The organism is Sphingobium nicotianae (assembly GCF_018603885.1).
GTDB lineage: Bacteria > Pseudomonadota > Alphaproteobacteria > Sphingomonadales > Sphingomonadaceae > Sphingobium > Sphingobium nicotianae.
In genome coordinates, this window is the sequence record NZ_JAHGAW010000006.1 from 135,735 (window position 1) to 160,182 (window position 24,448).

The 24,448-nt window shown below is 64.6% G+C and carries 21 protein-coding genes; 11 read left to right on the forward strand and 10 right to left on the reverse strand.

What is annotated here, in order from left to right:
• Positions 1–21 precede the first annotated feature (21 nt).
• From KK488_RS10375 to KK488_RS10385, 3 genes are read left to right on the forward strand one after another with little or no spacing between them, the layout of a single operon-like run.
• Entirely contained in the window at positions 22–1,389 is a 1,368-nt protein-coding gene (locus KK488_RS10375; RefSeq protein WP_214623211.1) for an MFS transporter, read from the forward strand.
• A 34-nt stretch (positions 1,390–1,423) separates the two neighbouring features.
• Positions 1,424–2,818 (forward strand): MFS transporter, encoded by a 1,395-nt coding sequence (locus KK488_RS10380; RefSeq protein WP_214623214.1) that lies wholly within the window; start codon positions 1,424–1,426, stop codon positions 2,816–2,818.
• Between the two features lie 26 nt (positions 2,819–2,844).
• Positions 2,845–3,750, forward strand: a complete 906-nt coding sequence (locus tag KK488_RS10385) for an SDR family oxidoreductase (RefSeq protein ID WP_214623216.1) — start codon at positions 2,845–2,847, stop codon at positions 3,748–3,750.
• A 57-nt stretch (positions 3,751–3,807) separates the two neighbouring features.
• Here the strand turns inward: KK488_RS10385 and KK488_RS10390 are convergent, their stop codons facing one another.
• From KK488_RS10390 to KK488_RS10430, 9 genes are all read right to left on the reverse strand, one after another.
• A complete protein-coding gene (locus tag KK488_RS10390) occupies positions 3,808–4,746 on the reverse strand; it encodes an amidohydrolase family protein (RefSeq protein WP_214623218.1) in 939 nt (312 codons plus the stop codon).
• A gap of 48 nt (positions 4,747–4,794) precedes the next feature.
• The gene (locus KK488_RS10395) at positions 4,795–5,595 is read right to left on the reverse strand and encodes an HpcH/HpaI aldolase family protein (protein ID WP_214623221.1); all 801 of its coding nucleotides are present in this window, start codon (positions 5,593–5,595) and stop codon (positions 4,795–4,797) included.
• Positions 5,596–5,668: 73 nt separating this feature from the next.
• Positions 5,669–6,613 carry a hypothetical protein gene (locus KK488_RS10400; RefSeq protein WP_214623223.1) on the reverse strand — a complete coding sequence of 315 codons (945 nt, stop codon included), beginning with the start codon at positions 6,611–6,613 and terminating at the stop codon, positions 5,669–5,671.
• A gap of 157 nt (positions 6,614–6,770) precedes the next feature.
• Entirely contained in the window at positions 6,771–7,802 is a 1,032-nt protein-coding gene (locus tag KK488_RS10405) for a DUF6282 family protein (RefSeq protein WP_214623225.1), read from the reverse strand.
• Positions 7,803–7,893: 91 nt separating this feature from the next.
• Positions 7,894–8,379 (reverse strand): nuclear transport factor 2 family protein, encoded by a 486-nt coding sequence (locus KK488_RS10410; protein ID WP_214623227.1) that lies wholly within the window; start codon positions 8,377–8,379, stop codon positions 7,894–7,896.
• 159 nt (positions 8,380–8,538) lie between these two features.
• Positions 8,539–9,033, reverse strand: a complete 495-nt coding sequence (locus KK488_RS10415) for a nuclear transport factor 2 family protein (RefSeq protein ID WP_214623229.1) — start codon at positions 9,031–9,033, stop codon at positions 8,539–8,541.
• A gap of 13 nt (positions 9,034–9,046) precedes the next feature.
• Positions 9,047–10,033 (reverse strand): alpha/beta hydrolase, encoded by a 987-nt coding sequence (locus KK488_RS10420; RefSeq protein WP_250890252.1) that lies wholly within the window; start codon positions 10,031–10,033, stop codon positions 9,047–9,049.
• A 22-nt stretch (positions 10,034–10,055) separates the two neighbouring features.
• A complete protein-coding gene (locus KK488_RS10425) occupies positions 10,056–11,051 on the reverse strand; it encodes an alpha/beta hydrolase (RefSeq protein ID WP_250890253.1) in 996 nt (331 codons plus the stop codon).
• A gap of 50 nt (positions 11,052–11,101) precedes the next feature.
• Complete coding sequence (locus KK488_RS10430) at positions 11,102–12,283, reverse strand: SMP-30/gluconolactonase/LRE family protein (protein ID WP_214623231.1); 1,182 nt, start codon at positions 12,281–12,283, stop codon at positions 11,102–11,104.
• A 174-nt stretch (positions 12,284–12,457) separates the two neighbouring features.
• Between KK488_RS10430 and KK488_RS10435 the strand changes: the two genes are divergently transcribed.
• The 3 genes from KK488_RS10435 (at position 12,458) to KK488_RS10445 (ending at position 16,721) form a co-directional block, all read left to right on the forward strand.
• On the forward strand, positions 12,458–12,613 hold the full coding sequence (locus KK488_RS10435; protein ID WP_214623233.1) for a hypothetical protein: 156 nt from the start codon (positions 12,458–12,460) through the stop codon (positions 12,611–12,613).
• Positions 12,614–12,827: 214 nt separating this feature from the next.
• The gene (locus KK488_RS10440; protein ID WP_214623235.1) at positions 12,828–15,398 is read left to right on the forward strand and encodes a TonB-dependent receptor; all 2,571 of its coding nucleotides are present in this window, start codon (positions 12,828–12,830) and stop codon (positions 15,396–15,398) included.
• Between the two features lie 960 nt (positions 15,399–16,358).
• Positions 16,359–16,721, forward strand: a complete 363-nt coding sequence (locus KK488_RS10445) for a hypothetical protein (protein WP_214623237.1) — start codon at positions 16,359–16,361, stop codon at positions 16,719–16,721.
• A 68-nt stretch (positions 16,722–16,789) separates the two neighbouring features.
• Here KK488_RS10445 and KK488_RS10450 read toward each other — a convergent pair whose 3' ends face one another.
• Positions 16,790–18,412: a GMC family oxidoreductase gene (locus KK488_RS10450; protein WP_214623239.1), complete on the reverse strand. Its 1,623-nt coding sequence runs from the start codon at positions 18,410–18,412 to the stop codon at positions 16,790–16,792.
• Positions 18,413–18,650: 238 nt separating this feature from the next.
• Between KK488_RS10450 and KK488_RS10455 the strand changes: the two genes are divergently transcribed.
• From KK488_RS10455 to KK488_RS10475, 5 genes are all read left to right on the forward strand, one after another.
• On the forward strand, positions 18,651–19,196 hold the full coding sequence (locus KK488_RS10455; protein WP_214623240.1) for a cupin domain-containing protein: 546 nt from the start codon (positions 18,651–18,653) through the stop codon (positions 19,194–19,196).
• Positions 19,197–19,362: 166 nt separating this feature from the next.
• On the forward strand, positions 19,363–19,845 hold the full coding sequence (locus KK488_RS10460) for a MarR family transcriptional regulator (protein WP_214623242.1): 483 nt from the start codon (positions 19,363–19,365) through the stop codon (positions 19,843–19,845).
• A gap of 105 nt (positions 19,846–19,950) precedes the next feature.
• Entirely contained in the window at positions 19,951–21,882 is a 1,932-nt protein-coding gene (locus KK488_RS10465) for a flavin-containing monooxygenase (protein ID WP_214623244.1), read from the forward strand.
• 92 nt (positions 21,883–21,974) lie between these two features.
• Positions 21,975–23,444 carry an aldehyde dehydrogenase gene (locus KK488_RS10470; protein ID WP_214623246.1) on the forward strand — a complete coding sequence of 490 codons (1,470 nt, stop codon included), beginning with the start codon at positions 21,975–21,977 and terminating at the stop codon, positions 23,442–23,444.
• A gap of 82 nt (positions 23,445–23,526) precedes the next feature.
• On the forward strand, positions 23,527–24,438 hold the full coding sequence (locus tag KK488_RS10475) for an NAD(P)-dependent oxidoreductase (protein WP_214623248.1): 912 nt from the start codon (positions 23,527–23,529) through the stop codon (positions 24,436–24,438).
• Positions 24,439–24,448: the final 10 nt, after the last annotated feature.

The following is a 24,448-nucleotide window of genomic DNA, read 5'->3' on the forward strand; positions in this document are numbered from 1 at the left end:
GATAGGGTGTCCGGAGAGGGGATGACATTGGCCGCGCACGCTGAAACCACGCCCATCGAGGCGCCAGCCGCACCTTCCGTCGTGTCGGAGGATGCGATGAAAGGCGGCTGGTATGCCGTCTTCGTCATGGCCCTCGTGGTCATGCTGGCTCAGATCGACCGCAACGTCATTTCGCTGATGGTCCAGCCGATGAAGCGTGATCTCGGCCTGTCGGACACGCAGGTGAGCCTGCTGATCGGTCTCGCCTTCTCCGTCACCTACACGCTCGTCGGGCCGCCCGTGTCACGCATCGCCGATCGCGGCTTCCGCCGGCCGGTGGTCGCGGCGAGCCTCGCCATCTGGAGCTGCGCGACGGCGGCATGCGGACTGGCCCAGAATTTCTGGCAACTCTTCCTTGGCCGGGCGGTGGTCGGCGGCGCGGAATCGGCGAGCAGCCCCGCATCGCTCTCGATGATCGCCGACGTCATTCCCCGGCACAAGCTGCCGCGCGCCTACGCCATCTACAATGCCGGCTTCATCGGCGGCGGCGCGCTGGCGCTTACGCTCGGCGGCCTGCTGCTCGGTGCGCTGCGCCATATGGAACCGATCCATGTGCCCGGCATCGGGCTCATCCGCGACTGGCAGATCGTGTTCATCGTTCTGGGCCTGCCCGGCCTGCTGGTTTCGTTGCTGATCATGCTGACCGTGCCCGAGCCGCAGCGGCGCAGCGGTCACAAGGCGGAGGGCTATCCGCTGCGCGAGGTTTTGCGCTTCCTCGTCGCCAATCGCGCGATGCACCTTCCCATGCTGTGCGGTGTGCTGCTCAACAGCATGCAGGCTTTCGGCGCGGCGGCCTGGGTGCCGGCCTTCTACGAGCGCACCTATGGCTGGGGACCGGCGGTCGCCGGTCCTCTGCTCGGGCCGATCAACATGGCGAGCGCGCTGGCCGGCCTCTTCTTCGGCGCCTGGCTTGCCGAGCGGCTCGCCAAGCGCCGTGACGACGCCAATTTGCGGGTGATGTTTCTGGCCAACTTCCTCTCGATCCCCTTCATGGTGATCCAGCCGCTGATGCCATCGCCCTGGCTGGCGCTGAGCCTGAGCGCGGTCGGCGGCGCCATCGCGGCGATGGGCGGGGCGGGATACAACAGCGCGCTGCAGCTCTCGACGCCGAATGCGATGCGCGGCCAGATCAACGCCTTGTATCTATTCTGTATTGCCGCGATCGGCGGGACGCTGGGACCGTTGTTCATCGCGCTGCTGACGGATTTTGTGGCGGGCAAGGAAGAGGATCTGCGTTATGTGCTGGTCGGCTTCCGCGCGCTTTTCGCCCCGCTCGATTGCTTCCTCATCTGGCTGGCCGTCCGGCCCTATGGGAAGGCGTTTCGAGCCAGGATCGAAGCCGGGGATTGACGGCGGGGAAAGCCCGCGCAGGAGAGGATGAGAGATGAGTGCGAGCGTAAGCGGCGAGCCGACGGATATGGCCGGAGACGGGACTGCGGATGCAGCGGCGGCGACGTTTGACGGCACCAGCCAGGGGGGCTGGTATATCGTCTTCATGACCGGCCTGGTCGCGATCATGTCGCAGATCGACCGCGGGGTACTCGCTCTGTTCGTCCAGCCGATCAAGCGCGACTTCCATCTCTCGGACACGCAGGTGAGCGTGCTGCTCGGCTTCGCCTTCACGTTCTTCTATGTGGTGGGCGGGCCGCCAATTTCCCGCCTGGCCGATCGCGGCGTGCGCCGGAATGTCATCGCGGGTTGCCTCGCCGTCTGGAGCGTCGCGACGACGCTATGCTGTCTCGCGCAGAATTTCTGGGGTTATTTCTTCGCACGGGCCGTGGTCGGCAGCAGCGAGGCGGGCTGCGGACCGGCGAGCATGTCCATGATCGCGGATGCGGTGCCGCGCCAGAAGCTGCCGCTGGCTTACGCCATCTACAATAGCGGCTTCATCGGCGGTGGCGCGCTCTCCCTGATCATCGGCGGTCTGCTGCTCGGTCTCCTCAAGGATGTGCCGCCGATCCACATCGCCGCCATCGGCGTCATCTACAACTGGCAGCTCGTCTTCCTCTTCCTCGGCCTGCCCGGCCTGCTCATTGCGCTCTGGTTCCGCCTCACGGTGCCCGAGCCCAAGCGTCGCGGCGCGACCAAGCCGGGCGGATATTCGATGAAGGAGGTCGGCGGCTTCGTGATGAGCCAGCGGGCGATGCACCTGCCTTTCATCATCGCCGTGCTGCTGATGTCGTTCCAGCTCTATGGCCTGCAGGCCTGGGTGCCGGCCTTCTTCGAGCGCACCTATGGCTGGGGACCGGCCCAGTCCGGCCCGCTGCTCGGCCTGTTCGGGCTGGTCAGCGCTGTCACCGGCCTGTTCCTCGGCGCGCATTTCTGCAACGTGATGAGCAAGCGCTACGACGATGCGCATATGCGCGTCTATTTCATCTCGCAGACGCTGGCGGTCCCGTTCGGCATCGCCGCGCCGCTGATGCCCAATCCCTGGCTGTCGCTGGTGTTCAGCAGCCTCAGCGGCATCTGCGGATCGATGGCGAGCCCGGCCTATAGCGCCCTCATCCAGCTCACCACGCCCAATGCGATGCGCAGCCAGGTGACGGCGCTCTACTTCATCCTCGCCAATGCCATCGCCGGCACCCTCGGGCCGACCCTGGTCGCGCTGACGACCGACTTCATCGCGCATAACGAGCATGATCTTCGTTATGTGATGGTCGGCTTCCGCGTCGTGCTGGGGCCGATCGCGGCTTATTTCATGTATCGCTCGATCGCGCCGTATCGCGACCTGTTCCGCAAGCAGCGGGACGAGGAAGCGGCCCGCACCGTGGCGATCTGACAGTTTGAAGCGAGGGAGGAGCGGCGATGCTGCTGGAAACGATCGCGACCGGCCACACGCCGATGGACATGACCGATCTGCGCGGCAAGGTGGCGGTGGTCATCGGCGGCGCCTCCGGCATCGGGCTGGCGCTGGCGCGGCGGCTGAAGGCGGAAGGCATGCAGCTCGTCCTCGCCGATTTCGATGCTGCTCCGCTGGAGGCGGCCGCGAGCGAGTTGGAGGCGCTCGCCGTCCTCGCCGATAGCCGCGATCCGCAGAGTGTGCAGGCGCTCGCCGATCAGGCGGTGGACCGGTTCGGCAAGGTCGACCTCCTCTGCTCCAATGCCGGCGTGGCGCGGATGGCGGGCATTGCGCATTTGACCTTGCAGGACTGGCGCTGGCAGTTTGACGTCAACCTGTTCGGCGCGGTGAACGCGGTCCAGGCCTTCCTGCCGATCCTCAAGGCGAACTCGGACGGCGCCCACATCCTGTTCACGGCCTCGCTGTCGAGCTTCTACCCGACGCGCGGACAGGCCGCCTATGCCGCCACCAAATATGCGCTGGCCGCCTTCGGCGAGACGCTGGCGCTGGAGATGCAGGCGGAGGGCGCCAGGGTCGGCGTGACTCTGCTCTGCCCCGGTCCGGTGCGCACCAATATCGGCACGCAATATGCCAGGCGGGAGGCGCAGTATCAGGCGAAGCCCGGGGCGGGAGCGGGCGGCGGCCCGGACATCCACGAGCAGGCGTTCCGCAGCGAGACGTTCGACATTGATTGGAGGGCGGCGGACGAGATCGCGGACGCGGCCCTCGCGGGCATGCGCCGGGGCGAAATGTGGGTCATCACCCATCCCGACCTGATGTCGGCGACGCTGGCGCGCAACGAGGCGATCGCGCAGGCGGCAGAGCGCAATGGCGCGCGGCCGCAGGTGAAGGCGGCGCAGCCGGCGGAATAGGGTCCCAGAGGGCTGGTAAAAGCCCTCTCCCGTGAAGACGGGAGAGGACAAGAAAGGTCAGTCCACCCCGTTCCACTTCATGAGCACGCGGCGGCCGGTGTCGTGCAGCACCTTGCGGCGCTCCTCGTCGTTGAGCAGCGCGGTCGAGTCGATCGCGCGCTGCACCATCTCGTGATAGGTGCCGGACGAGGTGCCGATGTCCGATCCCCACATGATCTGGTCGGCGCCGTAGAAATCGACCGCGCGGCGCAGCACCTGCTCGACGGCGACGCCCTGCTCGCGGGTCGTGTCCATGATCAGCGACGTCCATTTGTAATAGATGTTCTTGCGCGCCGCGAAACCGTCGAACCGGGAATCGATGCCGAAATTGGGCTGCGTGACGTCCGGCATGAACAGGTGATCGAGCACGATCGGCGTCTTGGGGAAGCGGTCCGCCATCGATTCCACCACCGGGATCAGCTCGTCGGCGTCGAAGGGCGGGCCCTCGAGGTCGACCGCGAGGCCGAGCTCGTCGCACAGCGCCCAGACAGCCACGGACTTGTCCGAGCTGAACCAGGCGACCTTGTCGTCGACGTTGACCGGGAAGTAGCGCACGCCGACGATGCCGCGGCCCGCGCCCGCGCGGATCTCGGGAAGTGTCTTCTCCTCCTCGGGGTCGAGAATGACGATCGCGCGCATCTCGTCCGGAAACAGGTCCGCCGCATCGACGATATAGCTGTTATCGGTGCCGTAGATCATGCCCTTCTGGACGGCGGCGATGCTGACGACGTTGAGCTCGCCCATCCACTTGTGCATCTGCTCGGCGGTCGGCTTCTCGTTGACCGGGTTGGGACCATGCTGGCCCCCCGGGATGCCGATCGTGCCGGGGCCGAACGGCGCCCGCAGCGCATGGCCGCCGCCGCCGGTCAGCTTGAACGGGTTGCGGGGATAGCGCGCATCGTCATTCGAGACGAGATGGGCATGGGAATCGAACAGGCGGGGACGGGTGTCGGCCACGGGTAATCCTCTCTATCGGGCGTCAGGGCCCAGGGCTGTCAGGCGCTCTCAGGCGCCTTTCATCAGCTTGTTGAAATTGGCGAGCTGGGCAGCGGCGCTGGCGCGCAGAAAGCCCTGGTCGTTGCCGACCAGCATGACCGTCACGCCCAGATCCTTCATCGCCTGTGCGTCGTCGGAGGCGAGGCTGGGACAGACGGCGGCGAGCGCCTTGCCGTTGCGCAGCACGGCTTCGGCCGCCTTCTTGACCGCTTCGTCCAGCGTCGGCTTGGGGCCTTGCACATTGCTCAGCGACAGGCCGAGATCGCCGCGGCCGAGGAAGAAGACGTCGATGCCCTCGACCGCCGTGATCTCCTCGATATTCTCGATGGCGGCGGCATCCTCGATCATCGCGAAGACCGTGCTGACGCCGTCGGCCCACTGGTAATAATTGTCGATGCCCTGCGTCGCCATGCCACCATAGTCGCCGCCGCGGCTCACGCCCGAGCCGCGCGAACCGCCCTTGTAGCGCGACCAGGAGGCGAGATTGCGCGCCATCGGCGCCGAGTCCACATGCGGGCACATGATGCCGACCGCGCCGTCATCGAGGCAGGAGAGCACGCTGGCGGCATCGGGGCGCGAGATACGCACGATCGGCGCGATGCCGAAGGCGCGCGCGCCGAGATAGGCGTGGCCGAGCTGCTCGCGCGTCCAGGGCGAATGTTCCTCGTCGAGCATGACGAAGTCGAACCCCAACTGGCCGAGGATTTCGGTCGGCTGCGGCACGGTGAATTTCATGAAGGTGCCGAGCACCGGCTCGCCATTTTTGACGCGGGTGCGGAAGTCGCGGATATCGGGGCGGGACGTGGTCATGGCGTGCATCGGCCTTTCGAAAGGGATAAAAAAGAGGCCCGCGCTTTATCACGCGGGCCTCGGGCTGATTTGATCAGGCCGGTTCTTTTACCGGCATCGTCACGCCCTCGGGCAGCGGATATTCGTCCGCATTCTGGATCCAGCCCTCGAGCAGCGAGAAGTCGAGCCGCGGCGGCGCGAAGATGTCGGCCATGCGATTGTTCGACGAATGCAGGCTCTCCGAGGAATGGATGACCTTGGCCGGGATGAACGTGGCCGAGGGTGCCTCGGTGATCGGATACTGGTCGGGATACCAGTAATTCTTGTCGACGCCCCAGGGCCAGCGCATGTTGTGCAGGAAAGACCCCGCCACCACGAACGAGCACTGGTCGAAGTCGGCATGGCTGTGCGGCGACATCTTGGTGATGTCGCGCGGGCCGCCACCCGGGGGGGGGAAGTTCAGCATGATCGTGGTGCAGCGCCAGATCGGGCCCATCTTGCCCGGCACGCGCTCCTTCCACAGGTCATAGACGCGCAGCTTGAAGCCGTCGACCGGGTCCGGCCAGCGCTTGAATTCCGGAATGTTCGGATCGTGGACCGCATAGGTCTCGGCATTCGCGCACTTGGCGTTGAGATCGTCTGACTGGGTCGAGAAGAGGCGCGCCAGGCGGCCGCCCTTGGGCAGGGTGATCTTGCTGTCGCCCGGCGGCACGATGACCACCTGATAGCCCGGGCCGGTCCTGGTTTCGGGGCCGTTGACGCCATGCTGCGCGCTCACCTCATAGGGCGTGTCCTCGTCGATCAGCACGATCATATATTCGTCGAGCTGGTTGGTGCGCGAGAAGGTCGCGCCCGGCTTGGCCTCGATATAATTGACCAGCAGATCCTGGCCGCGCGTGTACCACGACTTGCCGTTCGCGTCGTCGTCGGTCGGCTTGTCCTTGTAGTAAAGGCCATAGCTAGCCGGCGTCGCGCTGCTGCCCGATGGGTCGCGCGCTGCGGTGGCGAGATTGTTCCGGGGATCACCTGGGGGATACATGCAGTTCTTCCTCTCCACTTAAGTCCATAGACGGGGCTCGATCCGCCTCCATCAAAAACATAACATGATAAATATAATTCCGGGAGATGACCGAGTCAACGAGACATCGTTCCGCTCTATGACACAGTGTTACGAAAAATCGCAAGCCTGTCGAGGATCAGCCCGGCAACGGCGGCAGGCCGATCAGCCAGGCGGGATTCTTGCGGAACATGAGGTCGAGGTCGGCGTCGGTGAAGCCCGCCTTGCGCAATTCGCGAATCGCCAGCACCAGCGCGTCAGGGTGATTATAGCCCGGCAGGCCGGCATCCGATGAGACGAAGACATGGGCCGGGCCGACCGCGCGGATCATCTTGATCGTGCTGTCGCGCAGCGCGGGGGCCATCAGCTCGCTCGCCACGACCTCGGCATAGGCGCCCATCGCGGTGACCTGCTTGAGCTGTTCGATCGTCGGATCGGTGAACTGCGGCCCGAGCCCCGGATGGGTGATGATGATATGCTCGATGCCCTTCTTCCTGGCCTCGGTAACCAGCATCAGCATCTCGGCGGGGAAGACATGGCCGGTGGCAAGCGTCAGCTTGTGCTGGGCGATCAGGTCCAGCACCTCATTCACTTCGGGGATCAGCTTGCCGTCCCTGGAGGTGCGCACGAAGCGGCGCGTCTCGTGCGGGTAGGTCACCTCATGCTCGGAGTCGTGCGTGGGGAACCAGACGATCTTGGCGTAGCCGCCCTGGACGTCGACGAAATAGCGGATCGCCTGCGGATTGATGCCGCCGACCGTGGTGTTGAGCGCGATGCCGCCGAACGCTTCCAGGCCATCGGCACCGGCATATTTGCGCACGAGAAAGGCCGTGCTGGCCGATTCCGACCAGTGGTTCTTGAAGACGAGGCCGCGCATGCCGCTTTCCTTGGCGCGGCGGGCGATCTCGAAGGCGTCGCGCTGCCGCTCGTAGGAATCGGGTCCGAAATGCGCATGCAGGTCGATCGCGCCCTTGATGATCGGGTCTGTCAGATGCTGGTCCGGCTGCGGGTGGAAGGTCATGGTCTTGTATGCCTCCCATGCCGTCTCGCCCTTGTTCTTGAGCTCAGGGGAGGGGGGCGACCGGTCGACGCCCTGCGCCACGGCGCTGGTGGGCACCGCCGTCGCCATTGCCAGGCAGGACAGCCCGAGCAGAATTTTCTTCGAGATCATATGATTGTTCCTCATCCCAAGACTCATTTCGATCCTCATAACCGGAGGCAGTCACGCGCCGCTATGCCGGTCTCGCAACCAGCATATCCCATCACCAGCAGGGATTTTCCGGCGGCGAGGTGCTGCTGATCTCGTTGATGACGTTGCGGCGTGAGAAGCGCCAGCCCTGGGGCGTGCGGACGAGATCATCCTCATAATAGCCATAGCCGGCGAGATAGGGCCAGCGCGGCTGATTGTCGTTGTTGAGGTCGAACCAGTAAGCGACGGCATGAGCTTTATCGCCGTCGATCCTGATGACCTGATTGGTCACGAAATGCCGCAGGTGAGCGGGCTTGGTCGGCGCGGAGGCGTCGGCGAGCTTGCCGAAGAACTGGCCGACGCGGGTGATCATCTCGCGGATCTGATCGTGGCCCTTCGCATAGCCCTCGGGAAACACCAACTCGCCGTCCTCGGTGAAGGTGTCGACATAGACCTGGGCGTCATACCAGTCGATCGCGTACATGTAGCGGCTCTGCAACTCGGCGATCTCGATCTTGTCGATCGCCTCCTGGACGGCCTTGGGAAGTGCTGTGCTCATCTGCCTCTCCATGCCGGCGCCGTGCGCCCGAACTGCCGGTGCGCATCCGCCGAACTAGTTAACATGTTCACCGTGCTATAACTTGCATCCGCGCGCAATAGTTGAACGAAACGGCGGGAAATGCGGCACGGACGGGAGTCCCCGCGCGCGTCCTGCGGATCACCAGCAGGGATTTTCCGGCGGCGACTCTCCGGTCATCTCGTTGAAGATCTTGCGGTGGGTGAAGAGCCAGCCGTCGCCATCGCGCACGAGCTCGTCTTCATAATAACCGTAGGCCTGGACATAGGGCCAGCGCTGCAGATTGTCGTTGTTATAGTCGAACCAGTAGCAGCGTGCCGTGGCGCGATCGCCGTCGATCTTCACGACCGCATTGCTGATGAAATGCCGCTTGTGCGCCATCTTGGTCGGTGCCGAGGCCGCGCCGCCGCGTCGATACATGTCGCCCAGCCCGGCGCTGACGGCATGGATCGCCGCGCGGCCCTCGGCGCGGCCTTCCGGCCATTCGAGAATGCCATCCTCGGTGAACAGCGCGGCGTAGATGTCCGCATCATACCAGTCGAGCGCGAACATGTAGCGGCTCTGCATTTCGCGGATCTCGATCGTGTCGATCATGTCCCGCGTGGCCCGGTCAATAGTGTCGATCGTGTCGCTCATCGTCTGTTCTCCTCTAGGCCGTCACACGCCGGATGAACCGGCCCACCTCGGCCTGCAGCGCGTTGTTCTCCGGCACGTCGCCCGGCCCGAAGCCGCCATGGGGCATCGCTTCCCAGACGTGCAGCTCGGCATCGATTCCCGCATCGCGCAGCTTGCGATGGATGCGGACCGAGTTGGACAGGAAGAGATCGCGCGTGCCCGACTGGACGAGGGTCGGCGGGAAGCCCTTCGTGAAGTCGGCGAAGAGCGGCGAGAGATACGGATCGGTGAGATCATGCCCGCCTGCATAGAGCGCGTTGGCATCCGGCAGGCCTTGCTTCAGCACCGTGTCGATGTCGGCATTGGTGCGGAACGTGTCGCCGGCCTCGGTCAGGTCGACTTCCGGCGTGAGCAGCACCGCGCCGGCCGGCAGCGGCAGACCCTGGTCGCGGATCATCAGGACGGTCGCCGCCGCGATATTGCCCCCTGCCGAGCTGCCGCCGACCACGATGCGGCTGGGGTCGACCGTCTCCAGCAGCGCCTTGTACACGGCGAGGCAGTCCTGCGGCGCGGCGGGGAAGGGGTGATCGGGCGGCATGCGATAGTCGACCGAGACGGTGTGGATGCCGAGATTGGCCGCCGGGCGCAGGCCGCCGACCTTGGCGAAGGCATCCGCGCCGACGACGAAGGCGCCGCCGTGGACGAAGAGATAGATCGGTCCGCCTTCTTCCGCGCCATCCAACGGGGCGCAGTCGTGACACAGGACGCCCGCGATTCTCTTGGTCTCGATCGTCGCCGGGAGGGATGCGAGCAGCGGCGCGGCCATGTTGGCCCAATTGGCGTCGCTATTGGCGATGTAGGCGCGCCAGCCCGGCAGGTCGTCCGCCCTGGGCCAGGGCATGCGCGGCGTTGCGGCGCCGTCCGACAGCGCCTTGCGCGCCGCCGGGCTGATCGTCTCCGGCGGCGGAATGTCGCGCGCATCGATATGGACGGACGTGTAGCTGGGTGTATCGTCGGCCAACGAGCCTCTCCTCTTTATCTGTCTACGTCGTGACGCGGCGGATGAAGCGCGCCACCTCGGCGAGTATCTCGGCATTTTCCGGCGCGTCGCCCAGAAATTCCCCATGCGGCATGGCTTCCCACACATGCAGTTGCGCGTCGATCCCCGCGTCGCGCAGCTTGCGATGGACGATCACGCTGTTCGACAGGAACAGATCGCGCGTGCCCGACTGGACGAGGGTCGGCGGGAAGCCCTTCGTGAAATCGGCGAAGATCGGAGAGAGATAGGGATCGGTCAGGTCGTGCCCATTGGCATAGGCGGCGTTGGCCTCGGGCAGGCCGGCCTTGAGAATGACGTCCAGATCCTCGTTGGTGCGGAAGGTGTCGCCCGCTTCGGTGAGGTCGATCTCCGGCGTCAGCAGGATTGCGCCGGCCGGTAGCGGCAGGCCCCGGTCGCGGGCCATCAGGATGGTTGCGGCGGCGATGTTGCCGCCCGCCGATGTGCCGCCGATGACGACGCGCTTGGGGTCGATCGCCTCGATCAGCGCCAGATAGACGGCGAGGCAGTCCTGCGGAGCGGCGGGGAAGGGGTTGTCCGGTGCCATGCGATAGTCGACGGAGACGACACGCGCGCCGGTCGCGCCCGCGTTGCGCACGCCGAGCGCCTTGGCATAAGGTCCGCCGCCGACGACGAAGGCGCCGCCGTGGATGAAGAGATAGACCGGGCCGTCCGCCGCCACGCCGCCGGTCGGGAGGCAATCGAAGCAGGGGACGCCGGCAATCTCCTTCGCTTCGAACGTCGCGACGCCGCTCGCCAGGATCGGCGCGCCCTGCGCCTCCCACATCGCATCGACCGCGGCGCGCTGCCGCAGCCAGGCTTCCTTGTCGTCCCAGGCGGGGCGGGGCCGGCGCGGGAAGGCAGCGCCGTCGGCGAGGCCCTTTTGCGCGATCGCGCTGATCGTCGCGGGTGGCGCGATATCGCGCGCGCTCAGATGGACGGGCGTGTAGCTGATCGTCTTTTCGGCCGGCTGACTGCTCATTCTTCTTCCCTCTCGCGCCGACCGGCGCTCGTCATGTTCCGTCTTCGGCGTCAGCGCGCCGGCCCCTCCAGGAGGCCCGGCGACTTGAGGTCGATCGCATACACATCGTCGCAGGCTGTGATGTAGAGCGTCTTTGCGTCATCTCCGCCAAAGGCCATGGCGGAGGCGCAGATCAGCTTCGTCGGCTCCCTGTTGCCGACGGTCGGCATGTGGAGCAGGCCGAGCAGCTTGCCGGTCGGATCGGTGATGCGCACGATGCCCGGCATCGGCCCGGTCGAATAAAGATTGCCCTTCGCGTCGGTCTTCATCCCGTCGCCGATGCCCGGCCCCTGCGTGAAGAGTGTGCCCGGGCCGACGCTGCCGTCCGCCTTGACCGGATAGCGCATGATCTTCGGCGTGGCGCTCATCGTTCCGGCCGAAAGATAGAGATATTTGTCGTCCGGCGAGAGCGCGATGCCGTTGGGCTCGGAGCCCAGCTCGTCGCGGCTGACGACCTGCGTGACCTTGCCGTCCTTCCACATCCAGACCGCGTTGGGCATCTGCGCCAGCCCGCCATTGATGCCACCGCGCAGGCCGACATCCGAATCGGTGAAGTAGATCGCGCCGTTCGCGGCGATGGCGACATCGTTCGGCCCGTTGAAGCGCTTGCCGTCGGCCTTGTCGGCCAGCACGGTGCGCGTGCCGTCCGGCTCCAGCCGCTTGAGCGCGCGATCCTGCCCGGCGCACCAGATCAGCCGACCTTGATGATCGATGCCCGTGCAGTTCGGCCCGATCAGGATCAGATGGAGCCGCGCGAAGGACGCGAGCTTGCCGTCATGCGCGAAATCGCTGCCGCTATAGCCGGCCGTATCGAGCGCGACCGACACCTCGCCCGCCGGCGATACCTTATAGACCACATTGCCGATGATGCTGCTGACGAGGAGATGGCCGGGGACGCCGCCATGCCCCCTGACCCAGACTGGTCCATCGGCAAAGCCGAAGCCGGACGCGATGGTCCGCAGGGTTGCGTCCGGCGCGATAAGGGCGTCGAGCGCGGGGTCGGCGCGCTCGATCCGGAATGGCTGCGGTGTCGCGCTGGGCGGTGCGGGTTGCGCATCGGCGCCGCAAAAGGCGATGGCGGCCGAGAGCATGGCGCAGGCCATTGCCCACCGGCCGGGGCGGGCGATGCGATTCGGAGGATCAGAAGGTGCCGGCGCACCGGTCGATCGCGCCATGCCGGGCTGCTCTCTCATCTCGCTCCTCGCCCAAAATCGGATCCGTACCTTCGTGGGACCCGGAAATCATCTGTCTCTAATTAATATGTTAAATATAGTTGGAACGGATCGCAACCGGGCATGGGCAGGGCAGGCGAGAGAGGTTCGATTTGCGCCTTCAGGTCGCAAAACAGGGTATCGCGAGCCGACACAATGCGCGCGACCATCCGCGAAGATCATGATATCCTGACTGAACTCTACATGAATGTTGCAGAAATTGCCGGCGAGCCGGTCCGAATCGGCCACGGATTCGGCTTCCGGCATCGACAAAATGCCCCGAATCCGGCCGCCTCGGCTATCGAACTGTGACATTATTTCCGCATCGGGCCGGTTTAACTTCCGATCATGCGATCGTCCGTTGACAGGGTTTTTCCAGATATATACTTATCATGTTATGTTTTGTGGCAAAGCTGCAGGGCATGTGACGCCGGAGCGCCACGTGAGATGGCCCCATTTTTTGACATTATGAACGCAGCGAAAAACTGACGAGGAGTAGGACATGATACAAAGGGGAGGAACAGGTATGTCGGCAGGAAAGGGCCGGCGCTTGCTCGCCGGAAGCTGCCTGGCGGCGTTGGCCGCATTTGCGCAGCCGGCATTCGCGCAGAACGCGGCGACGCCACAGACCGGAGCAGCGCCTCAGGATAGCGCCGCGACGACGGATGATCAGGGCATCACCGACATCGTCGTCACTGCGCGTTATGTTTCGGAAAATGTTCAGGACACGCCGATCGCGATCACCGCGCAGACCAGCACGCAGCTGCAGGCCGCGAACGTGACGCAGCTCAGCACGCTCGGCGCGGTCGTGCCGAACCTGTTCACCATGCCGGGTGACTCGCAGTCGGCCGGTACGCCGGTCATCGGCATGCGCGGCGTGACGCAGGGGTCGACCTCGAGCCTCGCGGTTCCGCCGGCGCTCGCTATCTATACCGACGACATCTATCACTCGACGACGGCCGGCTCGGAGCTGGACTTCACCGACATCGACCATATCGAGGTCAATCGCGGTCCGCAGAGCACGCTGTCGGGCAACGCCTCGATCGCCGGTTCGATCAAGCTTTATACCGTTGATCCCAAGGGCGACGGCTCGGGCTATCTGCAGGTCGTCGGCGGCTCGTACAAGAAGCTCGGCATCAGCGGTGCCCTGGATCTCGGCCTGACCAGCAACCTGTCCATGCGCGTCTCGGGCAATTTCGAGCGTCAGGACGGCTATGGCAACCGCCTCGACTTCTCCTGCATGATGGATAAGCTCGGCACGCCCCAGTACAAGGGCACGCTGCCCTACTTCCAGCCGGACTCGCGTAATCGGGATTGCATCATCGGCCATCTCGGCGGCGGCACCAAGGCCGTCGGCCAGGTGAAGCTGCTGTGGAAGCCCACCGACAAGATCAGCTGGCTGGTCACCGCGCGTCACCGCGAGGAAGATCTGGAAGAAACGCCGGAAGTCGCGCTCTTCTACCAGACGGCCTGTGCCGCCGCGACGACGGTCAATCCCTCGCAGGGCATCTTCATCGCCACCCCGGCGATCGGCCCGGCGGGTTGCACACCCTCGACGGCCAGCGCCGCCGCGGTTCACCGTGCGGCCTACAACACGTTCGGCATCACCAGCGGCTCGTGGTTCATCACGCCGCAGCGCAATGGCGGCATCTACGATACCTATGCCACCAACTGCCGTCCGCTACTGAACCTGCAGGGCGGCGGCTTCCCGGCCGGCTATCCGACGGGCTACTGCTACGACCAGGGCAAGACCGCGCACCACACCCTGCTCTCGTCCAAGCTGAACTGGGAGCTGACCGACGACATCAACCTGACCTGGATCGGCGGCTACACCAACTATGGCAACGAGTTCACCCAGAATGGTGACCAGTCGCCGCTCGGTTATGTGGTCACGCACTTCGTCAACACCGACAAGCAATATTCGAGCGAGGCCCGCCTCGACGGCAAGCTGTTCGACGGCAAGCTGCAGTGGGTCGTGGGCGGCTTCTGGCTGAAGATGAACGGCTACCAGAAGACCCACGTCGATTTCGTGAATATCTTCCAGAACTCGATCATTCACGGCATCAACAACAGCAAGTCGGCCTTCTTCCACCTCGACTACAACCTGACGGATCGCTGGCGCGTGTCGGGCGGCGCCCGCTACACGGACAGCGAGATCATCATCACGATCGACAATCCGCAGGCAGTCTCGGTGCTCGTCCCGGTGACCTCGTCGACCAAGCGGCCTGACTGGCTGATCTCGACCGACTACAAGATCACCGACGACATCATGGCCTATGCGTCGGCCGCCTCCGGCTCGCGTCCGCCGGGCCTGACCACGATCACCGGTACGCCGCGTCAGCTTCAGGCGACCTCGGACGAGGATCTGATCAGCTACGAGGCGGGCATCAAGGCCGACTGGTTCGATCGCAAGCTGCGCACCAACCTGACGGCTTTCTATATCGACTATCGCAAGCTCTCGACGGCCGCGACCGGTATCGAATGCCGCAACCAGCCCGGTGCGGTGGCGACCTGGTTCAGCGCGAACCAGAATTCGCCGGAAGCGATCACGATCTGCTCGCAGTTCCCCGGTGCTCCCAGCCCGATCACCTTCACCCAGAATGTCGGTATTCCGGCCAAGGTGCGGGGCTTCGAGTGGGATATCACGGCGAACCCGGTGCAGGGCCTGCGCATCGACTGGACGGGCGGCTACAACAGCTATCAGTCCGGCGTGAAGACGCCCAATACCCCCGGCTATCTGTGGCCCGGCAACTATCGCCAGCCGCAGTGGAACCAGCATGCGGACATCTCGTATGAGATCGAGTCGCCGATCGGTTCGTTCACGCCGCGTCTGGACTGGACCTGGCAGTCGCTCCAGACCTACGACACCACGCCGCAGGCGCACGCGCCGGCAGCCAAGCTCACGATCCCGGCTTACTCACTGTTCAATGCGCAGATCGCGTATCGGGCACCGGACCGTGGCTGGACCGCGACGCTCGCCGTCACCAACCTGGCCAACAAATGGTATCACTACCAGGTCATGAGCGGCGTCATCAACGATCAGACCCGCGTCGGCGAGCCGCGCGAGTGGACCCTCACGATCCGCAAGAACTTCTGACCGGATCATAACCAGCTCTCTCCTGGCCCACGGCGCTTCACGGCGCCGTGGGATTTTTTTGTTGGGGGCATGGTGGCTCGGCCGGATCTGTCGCGATCACGGGAAAACATCCCGTTCGTGTCGAGCGAAGTCGAGACACGCCCGCGCCGCGCTAGCGCGTCTCGACTTCGCTCGACACGAACGGATCGCCCCTCGCTTGAGAGGAGCTCTGGGGGGATTGCCTTCTGGCGATTTCCCTCCCGTGCAGGCAGGGGAGGCGTCAGCGTCGAGCGCGGTCCGACGCCTCGCTGCCGAAAGTCTGCCGCGCCCGCCTAAACCCCTCCGACCAGTGTGTTACAGGAGTCAACAACTTAAAATCCGCAGAAAACCCAGAATGTCGAGTTTTGAGGGCACGCCGCTTGGATTGATTTGGTGCGGGCGAATTGGATCGCACACGTTATCGCGTGACGCTGGAGATGGGCCTTGCCATATCACTGAGATGGCAAACTCGCTTTTTGATGATGTTCCCTTGAGGGCTAAGTTGATCGGTTGGGGGATCATTGTGGTGCCTCTTGCCACATTGGTCTTTCTTGGCGCGGTGTTTCTACGGGCTGACCCCATCGACCAGCGATTGGTGTGGGGATGCTATGTGGCTAACGGTGCCCCCTCTCTAGATATCCGCAAAGATGTCATTCATGTCATTGAGCCGGCCCACAGGACATTCAGCTATGTCGCTGAGCCCTCTAAAACGAGCTACCAACTCAATGTGCGACCTGCATTGCTTCTGACACGCGAGGCGACAGGCCAATACGAGTTCACCGCCGCACGAGGCATTGGCTACTTTTGGCCACTGTTGCCTGCTGCTGGAAAAAACAGAGACCGAGTGAGGCATCCCCCAGAATTCGCGGGCCGTGTCGAGGTCGCTGCGGATGGGGAAGGGGTTATATATACCCGCACAAGCGAAGTTGGGGTTTGTCGACAGTGAGCGAAACAGAATCAGACATACTGCCGACGCTGGGCTTAGGCGGTGATGGTGACGAGATAGACGCCGTTCGTGATGTGGAGCGGGCGTTGGGTGTCGAGATAGATTGTAGCAACGCTGAAATGTCGCGGACGGTTGGCGATGTGTATGACGCTGCCAAAGCTGCGCTTCCTGACGATCAGCGAAACGCGAGCGACCTGTGGTCACGCTTCGCTACTGCCATCTCCTATCAGACTGACGTTGATCCAACGCGACTCGCGCCAGAGACATTGCTGTTAGCTGATCGCAAGCCACGGTGGCCAATGATGCTTGTCGCGATTGGTATTGGGCTTGCGATAGCGGTCTATCAGAACTGGAAGTAACCACGACCGTTAACCATACTCTCCCTACAAACGGGGAAGGGGCAACTCTCAACGATCGATGGCCTTAATCAGACCTCTTCGGCCGCCAGCACGCGGCCCTTGAGCAGATCGGCGGCTTTCTCGCCGATCATCATCGTGGGCACGTTGGTGTTGCCGGACGGATCCTCCGGCATCACCGAGGCGTCGGCGACGCGCAGGCCCTCGATGCCGTGGACGCGCAGTTGTGCGTCGACGACGGCGAGGTCGTCGATGCCCATCCGGCAGGTGCCGCAGGCATGGTGGCGATGCTCGGCCTGCTGCCGGATGGCATGATCGAGCTCCGCATCGCTCTGCAGATCCTTGCCCGGCAGCAGTTCCTCGCTCACCAGCTCGCGCATCGGCGACTGGGCGAAGATGTCGCGGCTCAGCCGCACCGCCTTCAGCATCGTCGGCATGTCCGCCGGATCGGTGAACATGTTGAAGCGGATGCGCGGCAGGTCGAGCGGGTTGGACGAGCGCAGCTTCACCCAGCCGCGCGACAAAGCGTGCAGGATGCCGACGCGCGCGGTGAAGGCGTAGATCGGTTTCCTGGTGATCCCGGGGAACCAGAGCTCGGCATGCTGGTGGATCGGCATGCAGATGATCTGCACGTCCGGGCGCTCCAGCTCGGGCCGGGTGCGCAGGAAGATGTTGGCCATCGTGCCGGCGGTGGTGAACGGTCCCTTGCCGAGCAGCGCCCATTGCATCACCGCCAGCGTCGCGCGGTCCAGCCGCAGATGGTTGGACAGGCCGAGCTTGCCGTTGGCGCGGTAGATGTTGAGCAGATTGGGATGTTCCTGCAGATTCTCGCCCACCCCCGGCAGATCCTGCAGCACCTCGACGCCGGCCGCGCGCAGCTCGTCCGCCGGGCCGATGCCGGAGAGCATCAGGAGGTGCGGCGAGGCGTAGGTGCCCGCGCACAGCACCACTTCGCGATCGGCGCGGACCTGTTCCAGCTTGCCGTCGCGCAGATATTCGACGCCCACTGCGCGCTTGCCCTCGAAAAGGATGCGCGTCGTCTGCGCCTTGGTGAGCACGGTCAGGTTGCGCCGGCTCTTCATCGCCGGGTGGAGATAGGCGCGCGCCGAGCTGGCCCGCCAGCCTTTGTTGGTGGTCAGCTCGATCCGGCTGATGCCTTCCTGCTGCGCCCCGTGATGATCGTCGCTGGCGTCGAGGCCGGCATTGATCGCGGCCTGGCGGAGCTCGTCGAAATGGGCCTCGGGAAAGTCGATGGGCACGTTGCCGACCGGGCCGTCGACGCCATGATACAGGCTCTCGCCGCGCCAGCTATTCTCCATCTTCTTGAAATAGGGCAGCACGTCGCGATAGCCCCAGCCTTCCAGCCCGCGCTGGCGCCACAGGTCATAATCATAGCGGCTGCCGCGCACGTTGATCATGGCATTGATCGAGCCGCATCCGCCCAGCGTCTTGCCGCGCGGGATCAGGAGCTTGCGGCCCTCCAGCCCTGGCTCCGCCTCGCTCTCGAACGGCCAGACATAGCGCGGGTCGGTCGCCACCTTGGGGAAGGCGATCGGCATGCCCATGAAGGGATGGTCGTCCCGCCGCCCCGCTTCGAGCAGCAGCACCGAGACGTCCGGATCCTCGCTGAGGCGTGCGGCCACGATCGAGCCCGCCGAGCCCGATCCGATCACGATATAGTCGAAAGCCTTCATCGCCGAGCCGGGAGCCCCCCGTTAACGCACGCCATGTTCATTCTATCCCCTGGCTTCGATCATGCCACGCCGCCGTCCCGCGAGATTCGGGTTGTGCTCGGATGGTCGCAGCGTATAAACTTCACAAGTTAATAATAACGGGATCAACCGGGGGCAAGAGAATAGGGGAGGCCGGACGCCGAATTCGCCGGGTATCCCTGATTTGCGCCACTTTGCTGTGCCAGGAAGGACGTCCACCATGCCGACCAATCTCGAACAATATCCGAATCTCCGCCGCGTCGTGACCGGCCATGACGAGAGCGGCAAGTCGATCGTGATGATCGATGCGCCCTGCACCTATCATGGCGCGGATGGCGATAGCTGGCGTGTGCAGGACATCTGGCGCTCGGCGGTGGTGCCCGCGCCGATCGACGGCATCGAGCCGGATCCGGTGGCGGGCCCGGTCGACTTCGAGATTCCCACGACCGGGGTCAGCGTCCGCATCACCGACATCCCGCCGACGCCGGCAGGGTCCGAGCCGTTCATGCACCGCACCAACAGCATCGACTATCTGCATGTTCTGGAAGGTGAGATAACCATGCTGATCGATGATCTGGAAACCAAGATCATCCTGCGCAAGGGCGACACCATGGTGCAGCGCGCCACCGATCACGCCTGGGTCAATCACACCGACAGGCATTGCCGCCTGTTCATCTGCATGGTCGCCGGGCGCATCACGCCGGAACTGGAGAAGGCCATCGGCAAGATGCCGGAATGGGACCCTAATCATCGGCGCAACGGCTGAGTCAGGGCGGGGCGGGCCCTCCCGCGCGGATGCTTTGCCTCGCCGCCGGTGCGGTCTATGATGTATCCCCGGCGGGCGACGTCTTTGAGTGGACAGGTCCGCCAATTGCCATATGTTCGCAGCCGGGGGCGGAGTGTTCGCAGCGGAAAAGCGGGGGAGGAATATCATGGCAGGACAGGGCAGGGGGCGGGTGTCGATCACGGCCGGAACCCGCAAGATGCCGCCGTTCGAGCAATCGCTCGGCGCCACATTGATCGAGGCCAAGGAGACGGTCATCGCGCCGTTGCGGCCGATCCTCCGCGAATATCGCGTCACGGAGCCGCAGTGGCGGGTCATGCGCGTGATCAACGATCGCGGGGCGACGGACGCCACGGGCCTGGCCGAGGTTGCGCTTCTCCACCCGCCCAGCGTCACGCGGATCCTCAAGGAGCTGGAAGAGCGCAAGCTCGTCTCCCGCGAGCCTGACGCCAATGACCGCCGCCGCACGATGGTCGCGCTCACTGCGGAGGGGCGGGAGTTCGTGAAGCTCATCTCGCGCACCATGATGCGGATCCTGCGCGAATATTCCGAGCGGTTCGGATCGGAGCGGCTCGAGCGCCTCGCCGACGAGTTGCGCGCGCTGTCCGCTGCCGTCAGGGGCGTCGAGTAGCATAAATCAACCCCGGCGGCCGCGCGGGGGAATCCCTATTGCCCCTCAATGCTTATCATGTTAAATGGATTGCGTGAGCTTTAAAGTTGGACGAAAAGGTTGAGGATGGCGACGATTGAGGCGCCCGTGCGGCCCGAGCTGCTGGCGGCAAGCGATGCGGTTATTGAAGACGCGGTCGAATATGCGGATCCGATGGTGCTCCGCGGCCTGCTCTATCAGCTGACGGGCGATCCGGAAGTCGAGGCGATCGAGATCAAGAAGGTGCGCATGGGCCGCGCCGAGATGAGTGTCCTCGCGAACGAGTCCGACATTGCCCTCCTGCGCCGCAAGGCTGCCGACTTCCTCAAGTCTTATCGCGATTCCGGCGCCGGCGAGCTGAGCTATGGTCCGCGCGAGCGCGTGCCCGAGAGCTTCGGGCTGGTCATCGGCCATCCGATCGAGGACGAGGCGGTCGATCTGATGGTCGAGGAAAGCGCGCTCGACCCCTGGGCGCGGTCGCTCAAGTGGCAGGCTCAGCCCGATCCCGAGGCGCTCGACAATTTCGAGGTGCTGGTCATCGGCGGCGGCATGGGCGGTCTGAATTCCGCCGTGCAGCTCAAGCGCGCCGGCATCCATTTCCACGTGATCGAGAAGAATCCGGATGTCGGCGGCACCTGGTACGAGAATCGCTATCCCGGTGCGCGCGTCGACACGCCGAGCCGCTTCTATCTGAACCTATTTGGTGTCGACTTCCCGCAGGAATATGCCTTCGGCACCCATGTCGAGAACCAGAAATATTATCACTGGGTCGTCGACGAGTTCGGCCTCGATGGCGACATAACCTACAATACCGAAGTCACGTCCATGGTCTGGGACGAGGCCGACTCGATGTGGGATGTCCACGTCAAGGGGCCCGATGGCGAGCGCGTGCTGCGTGCCAATGCGGTTATCAGCGGCGTCGGCTTCCTCAACCGGCCGAACATGCCGGTGATCGAGGGGATGGACGAGTTCAAGGGGCCGTCGTGGCACACGGCGCGCTGGCCCGACAATGTCGACCTTACCGGCAAGAAGGTGGCCGTCATCGGCACCGGCTGCACCGGCTACCAGCTCATCCCCGAACTGGTGAAGCTCGCCGGCCACGTCACCGTTTTCCAGCGCACGCCGCAATGGCTGATGGGCATCCCCGGCTATCTGTCGAAGCTGCCCGAGCAGGTGCTGTGGCTCGATCGCAACCTGCCTTATTATACCAATTTCACCCGCTTCAAGAGCTTCTACGGCACCGGGCCCTATCTGGCGCGCGTGTTCGATGTCGATCCCGACTTCGACGATCCGCACACGGTCAGCCCGCTCAACAAGGCGGCGCGCGAGCGCAGCATCGAGTTCCTGCAGAGCAAGCTCAAGGATCCCAGGCTCGTCGAGGTCATGACGCCCAAGCATCCGCCATGGTCGGCGCGCCCGGTCGCGGTCGACGCGGATTATTCGATCCTCGACGTGCTGGAGACGGACGACGTCACCCTGGTCACCAGCGGCATCAACCGGATCAACGCGACCGGCATCGAGGACGGCGAGGGCGTCCAGCATGATGTCGACGTGATCGTCTATGCGACCGGCTTCAAGGCCAACGACTTCCTCTATCCGATGGAGATCACCGGGCGGGGCGGGCAGACGATCGGCGAGCTGTGGGCCGAAGGCGGCCCGCGCGCCTATCTCGGCTGCATGATCCCGGGCTTCCCCAATCTCTGGGTGCTCTACGGGCCGAACACCAATGGCGGCCTGCCGGTCTCGCAATATCACGAGATGACGATGTTCTACGCCATGCAGTGCATGGAAAAGCTCATCCTCGAAGGCAAGCACTCGATCGAGGTCACGGCGGATGCCTACTGGCGCTACAACAAGGAGCTGGACGCGATCAACGGCACCAAGCTCTGGGCCGATCCGCGGGCCAATAATTATTACTGGACCAAGCATGGCCGTTCCGCCTCGCAGACGCCTTACACGGGCTTCGAGGTGCGCAACTTCATGCTGAAGCCCGATTATGACGACATGGAGATCCGCTGACCGCCAATCTTCCGGCGCAGGCAAGACAATCATTCCGCAATACGGCCTGTATGCCGCGCGCGGAGAGGAAGCATGAACAAGGAGATTTTCGCATGAGCGCGCCCAACCTTCGTCATCCTGACAAGCTGTTCATTGGCGGCGAATGGGTCGAGGCCCATTCGGGCCGCCAGCTCGAGATCACCTCGCCGGATACCGAGCAGGTCGTGTTCCGCGTCGCCGAGGCGGACGAGACCGACGTGGATCGCGCCGTCGCCGCCGCGCGCAAGGCGTTCGATCAGGGGCCCTGGCCCTGGATGGCGCCAGCCGAGCGCGTCGCCGCGATGAAGCGCTTCGTCGAGGCGCTCAAGCGCCGCGAGGGCGAGCTGGGGTCGGCCTGGTCGATGCAGATGGGCGGCATGAGCTTCCTCGCGCCGTATCTGACCGGTCGCGGCACGCAGAATCTGCAGGATGCGATCGATCTGGGCGGTACCTTCCCGTTCATCAGCAAGGTGGCGAGCGACGCCTCGCCGACCGCCTATGTGGTGCATGAGCCGGTCGGCGTCGTCGCCGCGATCGCGCCGTGGAACGTGCCTTACATGATCATGTGCGCCAAGCTCGGCCCGGCTTTGCTCTCGGGCAGCACCGTGATCATGAAGCCCTCGCCCGAGACGCCGGTCGAGGCCTATATCCTCGCCGAATGCGCCGAGGAGGCCGATCTGCCGCCGGGCGTCATCAATCTGGTGCCCGCCAATCGCGAGGCATCGGACCATCTCGTCAACAATCCGGGCGTCGACAAGGTGAGCTTCACCGGCTCGACCCTGGCCGGCAAGCGCATCGGCGAGGTCTGCGCCTCGCGCGTCGCGCGCTGCACGCTGGAGCTGGGCGGCAAGTCGGCCGCGATCATCATGGACGACATGCCGGCCGAAGAGGCGGGCAAGATCCTGTCCGGCGCGATCACTTTGCTGAGCGGCCAGGTCTGCGCGATGCTGACCCGCGCCATCGTGCCCAGGCATCGTCACGACGAGATTGCCGACGCGATCGCATCGGAGATGCAGAAGATCCGCCTCGGCCACAGCGACGATACCAACGCGCAGATGGGCCCGCTCGCCATGCAGCGCCAGCTCGAGCGCGTCGAAAGCTATATCGAGAAGGGCAAGAAGGAAGGCGCCGATCTCGTCACCGGCGGCAACCGCCCGGCGAGCATGAACCGCGGCTATTTCTTCGAGCCGACCTTGTTCGCCAATGTGAACAACAACTCCGCCATCGCGCAGGAAGAGATTTTCGGCCCGGTGCTGAGCCTCATTCCCGCCGACGACATTGATGATGCGATCCGCATCGCCAATGAGTCCAACTACGGCCTCAACGGTTCGGTGCTCACGCACGACATCAACGAGGCGTGGCGGGTCGCGCGGCGCGTGCGCACCGGCAATGTCGGCCAGAACGGGATGCGCAGCGACTTCTCCCTGCCGTTCGGTGGCTACAAGCAGTCGGGCATCGGCCGCGAGGGCGGTGCGCAGGGCCTGCATGCCTATCTGGAGACCAAGACCATCCTGCTCGACGCCGAACCGGCCGAGCTCGTCTGATCGCTTCAGCCTATCTCTCTTCCCGGGACGTCGCGGCCGCGATGCGGTGGCGTCCCGGGGCATTTCCCCGGAGCATGACCTCGTGACCAAGCCTGCAATCGGCTTCATCGGCCTTGGCGTGATGGGCACGCCAATGGCGCGACATCTCGCCGCGGCCGGCTATCGACTGACGGTCCTCGATCTCGATCCCACCCTCGGCGACGCGCTGGCGGCCGAGTTCGCCGACGTCAGCGCCGCTCGCAGGCTGGCCGAGGTGGGCGCCGCATCGGACATCGTCGTGACGATGCTCCCCTCCGGCGCGCCGGTGCAGCAGACCGCGATCGGTCCCGGCGGCCTCATCGAGAGTTTGAAGCCGGGCAGCCTCGTGCTCGACACGTCTTCGTCGGAGCCCTGGTTCACCCGGGAGACGGCGCAGCGCCTCGCCGAGGCCGGCATCGCCATGGTCGATGCGCCGGTCTCGGGCGCCGAATGGGGCGCGATCGCGGCCGAGCTGGTCTTCATGGTCGGCGGTGCGAAGGACGATGTCGCGCGCGTCGTGCCCTTGTTCGACATCATGGGCAAGGCGCAGTTCCACCTCGGTCCCGTCGGCGCCGGCCACATCATGAAGTCGCTCAACAATCTCATCACCTCGGTGACCTTCATGGCAACGGGCGAGGCGCTGCTCGCGGGCAAGCATGCCGGGCTTGATCCCGACATCATGATCGATGTCCTCAACCAGTCCACTGGCGGTTCCTGGGTGGCGAAAACCCACTTCAAGCAGCGCATCTTCAACCGCAGCTTCGACGATCCGTTCAAGCTGGCGCTGATGGTCAAGGATATCGGCATCGCGCTGGAAGCGGCTGAGCGGACCGGCGTTCCCATTCCGCTGTCGCAGGAGACGGGGCGCCAGTGGCGCGAGATTGCCGAAGGGCAGGCCGCCGATGCCAGCGTCAGCCGCATGATCGCCGGCATGGAGGAGCGCGCGGGCATCGAGCTGACGCCCGGCTCCAGTTGAGACGGACAAA

What these genes read in the sequence shown, in the direction of transcription:
- KK488_RS10430 (WP_214623231.1), bottom strand. Translation starts at nt 12,283, where the DNA reads ATGAGAGAGCAGCCCGGCATGGCGCGATCGACCGGTGCGCCGGCACCT.
- KK488_RS10380 (WP_214623214.1), top strand. Translation starts at nt 1,424, where the DNA reads ATGAGTGCGAGCGTAAGCGGCGAGCCGACGGATATGGCCGGAGACGGG.
- KK488_RS10450 (WP_214623239.1), bottom strand. Translation starts at nt 18,412, where the DNA reads ATGAAGGCTTTCGACTATATCGTGATCGGATCGGGCTCGGCGGGCTCG.
- KK488_RS10455 (WP_214623240.1), top strand. Translation starts at nt 18,651, where the DNA reads ATGCCGACCAATCTCGAACAATATCCGAATCTCCGCCGCGTCGTGACC.
- KK488_RS10460 (WP_214623242.1), top strand. Translation starts at nt 19,363, where the DNA reads ATGGCAGGACAGGGCAGGGGGCGGGTGTCGATCACGGCCGGAACCCGC.
- KK488_RS10435 (WP_214623233.1), top strand. Translation starts at nt 12,458, where the DNA reads ATGCGCGCGACCATCCGCGAAGATCATGATATCCTGACTGAACTCTAC.
- KK488_RS10415 (WP_214623229.1), bottom strand. Translation starts at nt 9,033, where the DNA reads ATGAGCGACACGATCGACACTATTGACCGGGCCACGCGGGACATGATC.
- KK488_RS10465 (WP_214623244.1), top strand. Translation starts at nt 19,951, where the DNA reads ATGGCGACGATTGAGGCGCCCGTGCGGCCCGAGCTGCTGGCGGCAAGC.
- KK488_RS10395 (WP_214623221.1), bottom strand. Translation starts at nt 5,595, where the DNA reads ATGACCACGTCCCGCCCCGATATCCGCGACTTCCGCACCCGCGTCAAA.
- KK488_RS10425 (WP_250890253.1), bottom strand. Translation starts at nt 11,051, where the DNA reads ATGAGCAGTCAGCCGGCCGAAAAGACGATCAGCTACACGCCCGTCCAT.
- KK488_RS10440 (WP_214623235.1), top strand. Translation starts at nt 12,828, where the DNA reads ATGTCGGCAGGAAAGGGCCGGCGCTTGCTCGCCGGAAGCTGCCTGGCG.
- KK488_RS10410 (WP_214623227.1), bottom strand. Translation starts at nt 8,379, where the DNA reads ATGAGCACAGCACTTCCCAAGGCCGTCCAGGAGGCGATCGACAAGATC.
- KK488_RS10375 (WP_214623211.1), top strand. Translation starts at nt 22, where the DNA reads ATGACATTGGCCGCGCACGCTGAAACCACGCCCATCGAGGCGCCAGCC.
- KK488_RS10385 (WP_214623216.1), top strand. Translation starts at nt 2,845, where the DNA reads ATGCTGCTGGAAACGATCGCGACCGGCCACACGCCGATGGACATGACC.
- KK488_RS10470 (WP_214623246.1), top strand. Translation starts at nt 21,975, where the DNA reads ATGAGCGCGCCCAACCTTCGTCATCCTGACAAGCTGTTCATTGGCGGC.
- KK488_RS10400 (WP_214623223.1), bottom strand. Translation starts at nt 6,613, where the DNA reads ATGTATCCCCCAGGTGATCCCCGGAACAATCTCGCCACCGCAGCGCGC.
- KK488_RS10405 (WP_214623225.1), bottom strand. Translation starts at nt 7,802, where the DNA reads ATGATCTCGAAGAAAATTCTGCTCGGGCTGTCCTGCCTGGCAATGGCG.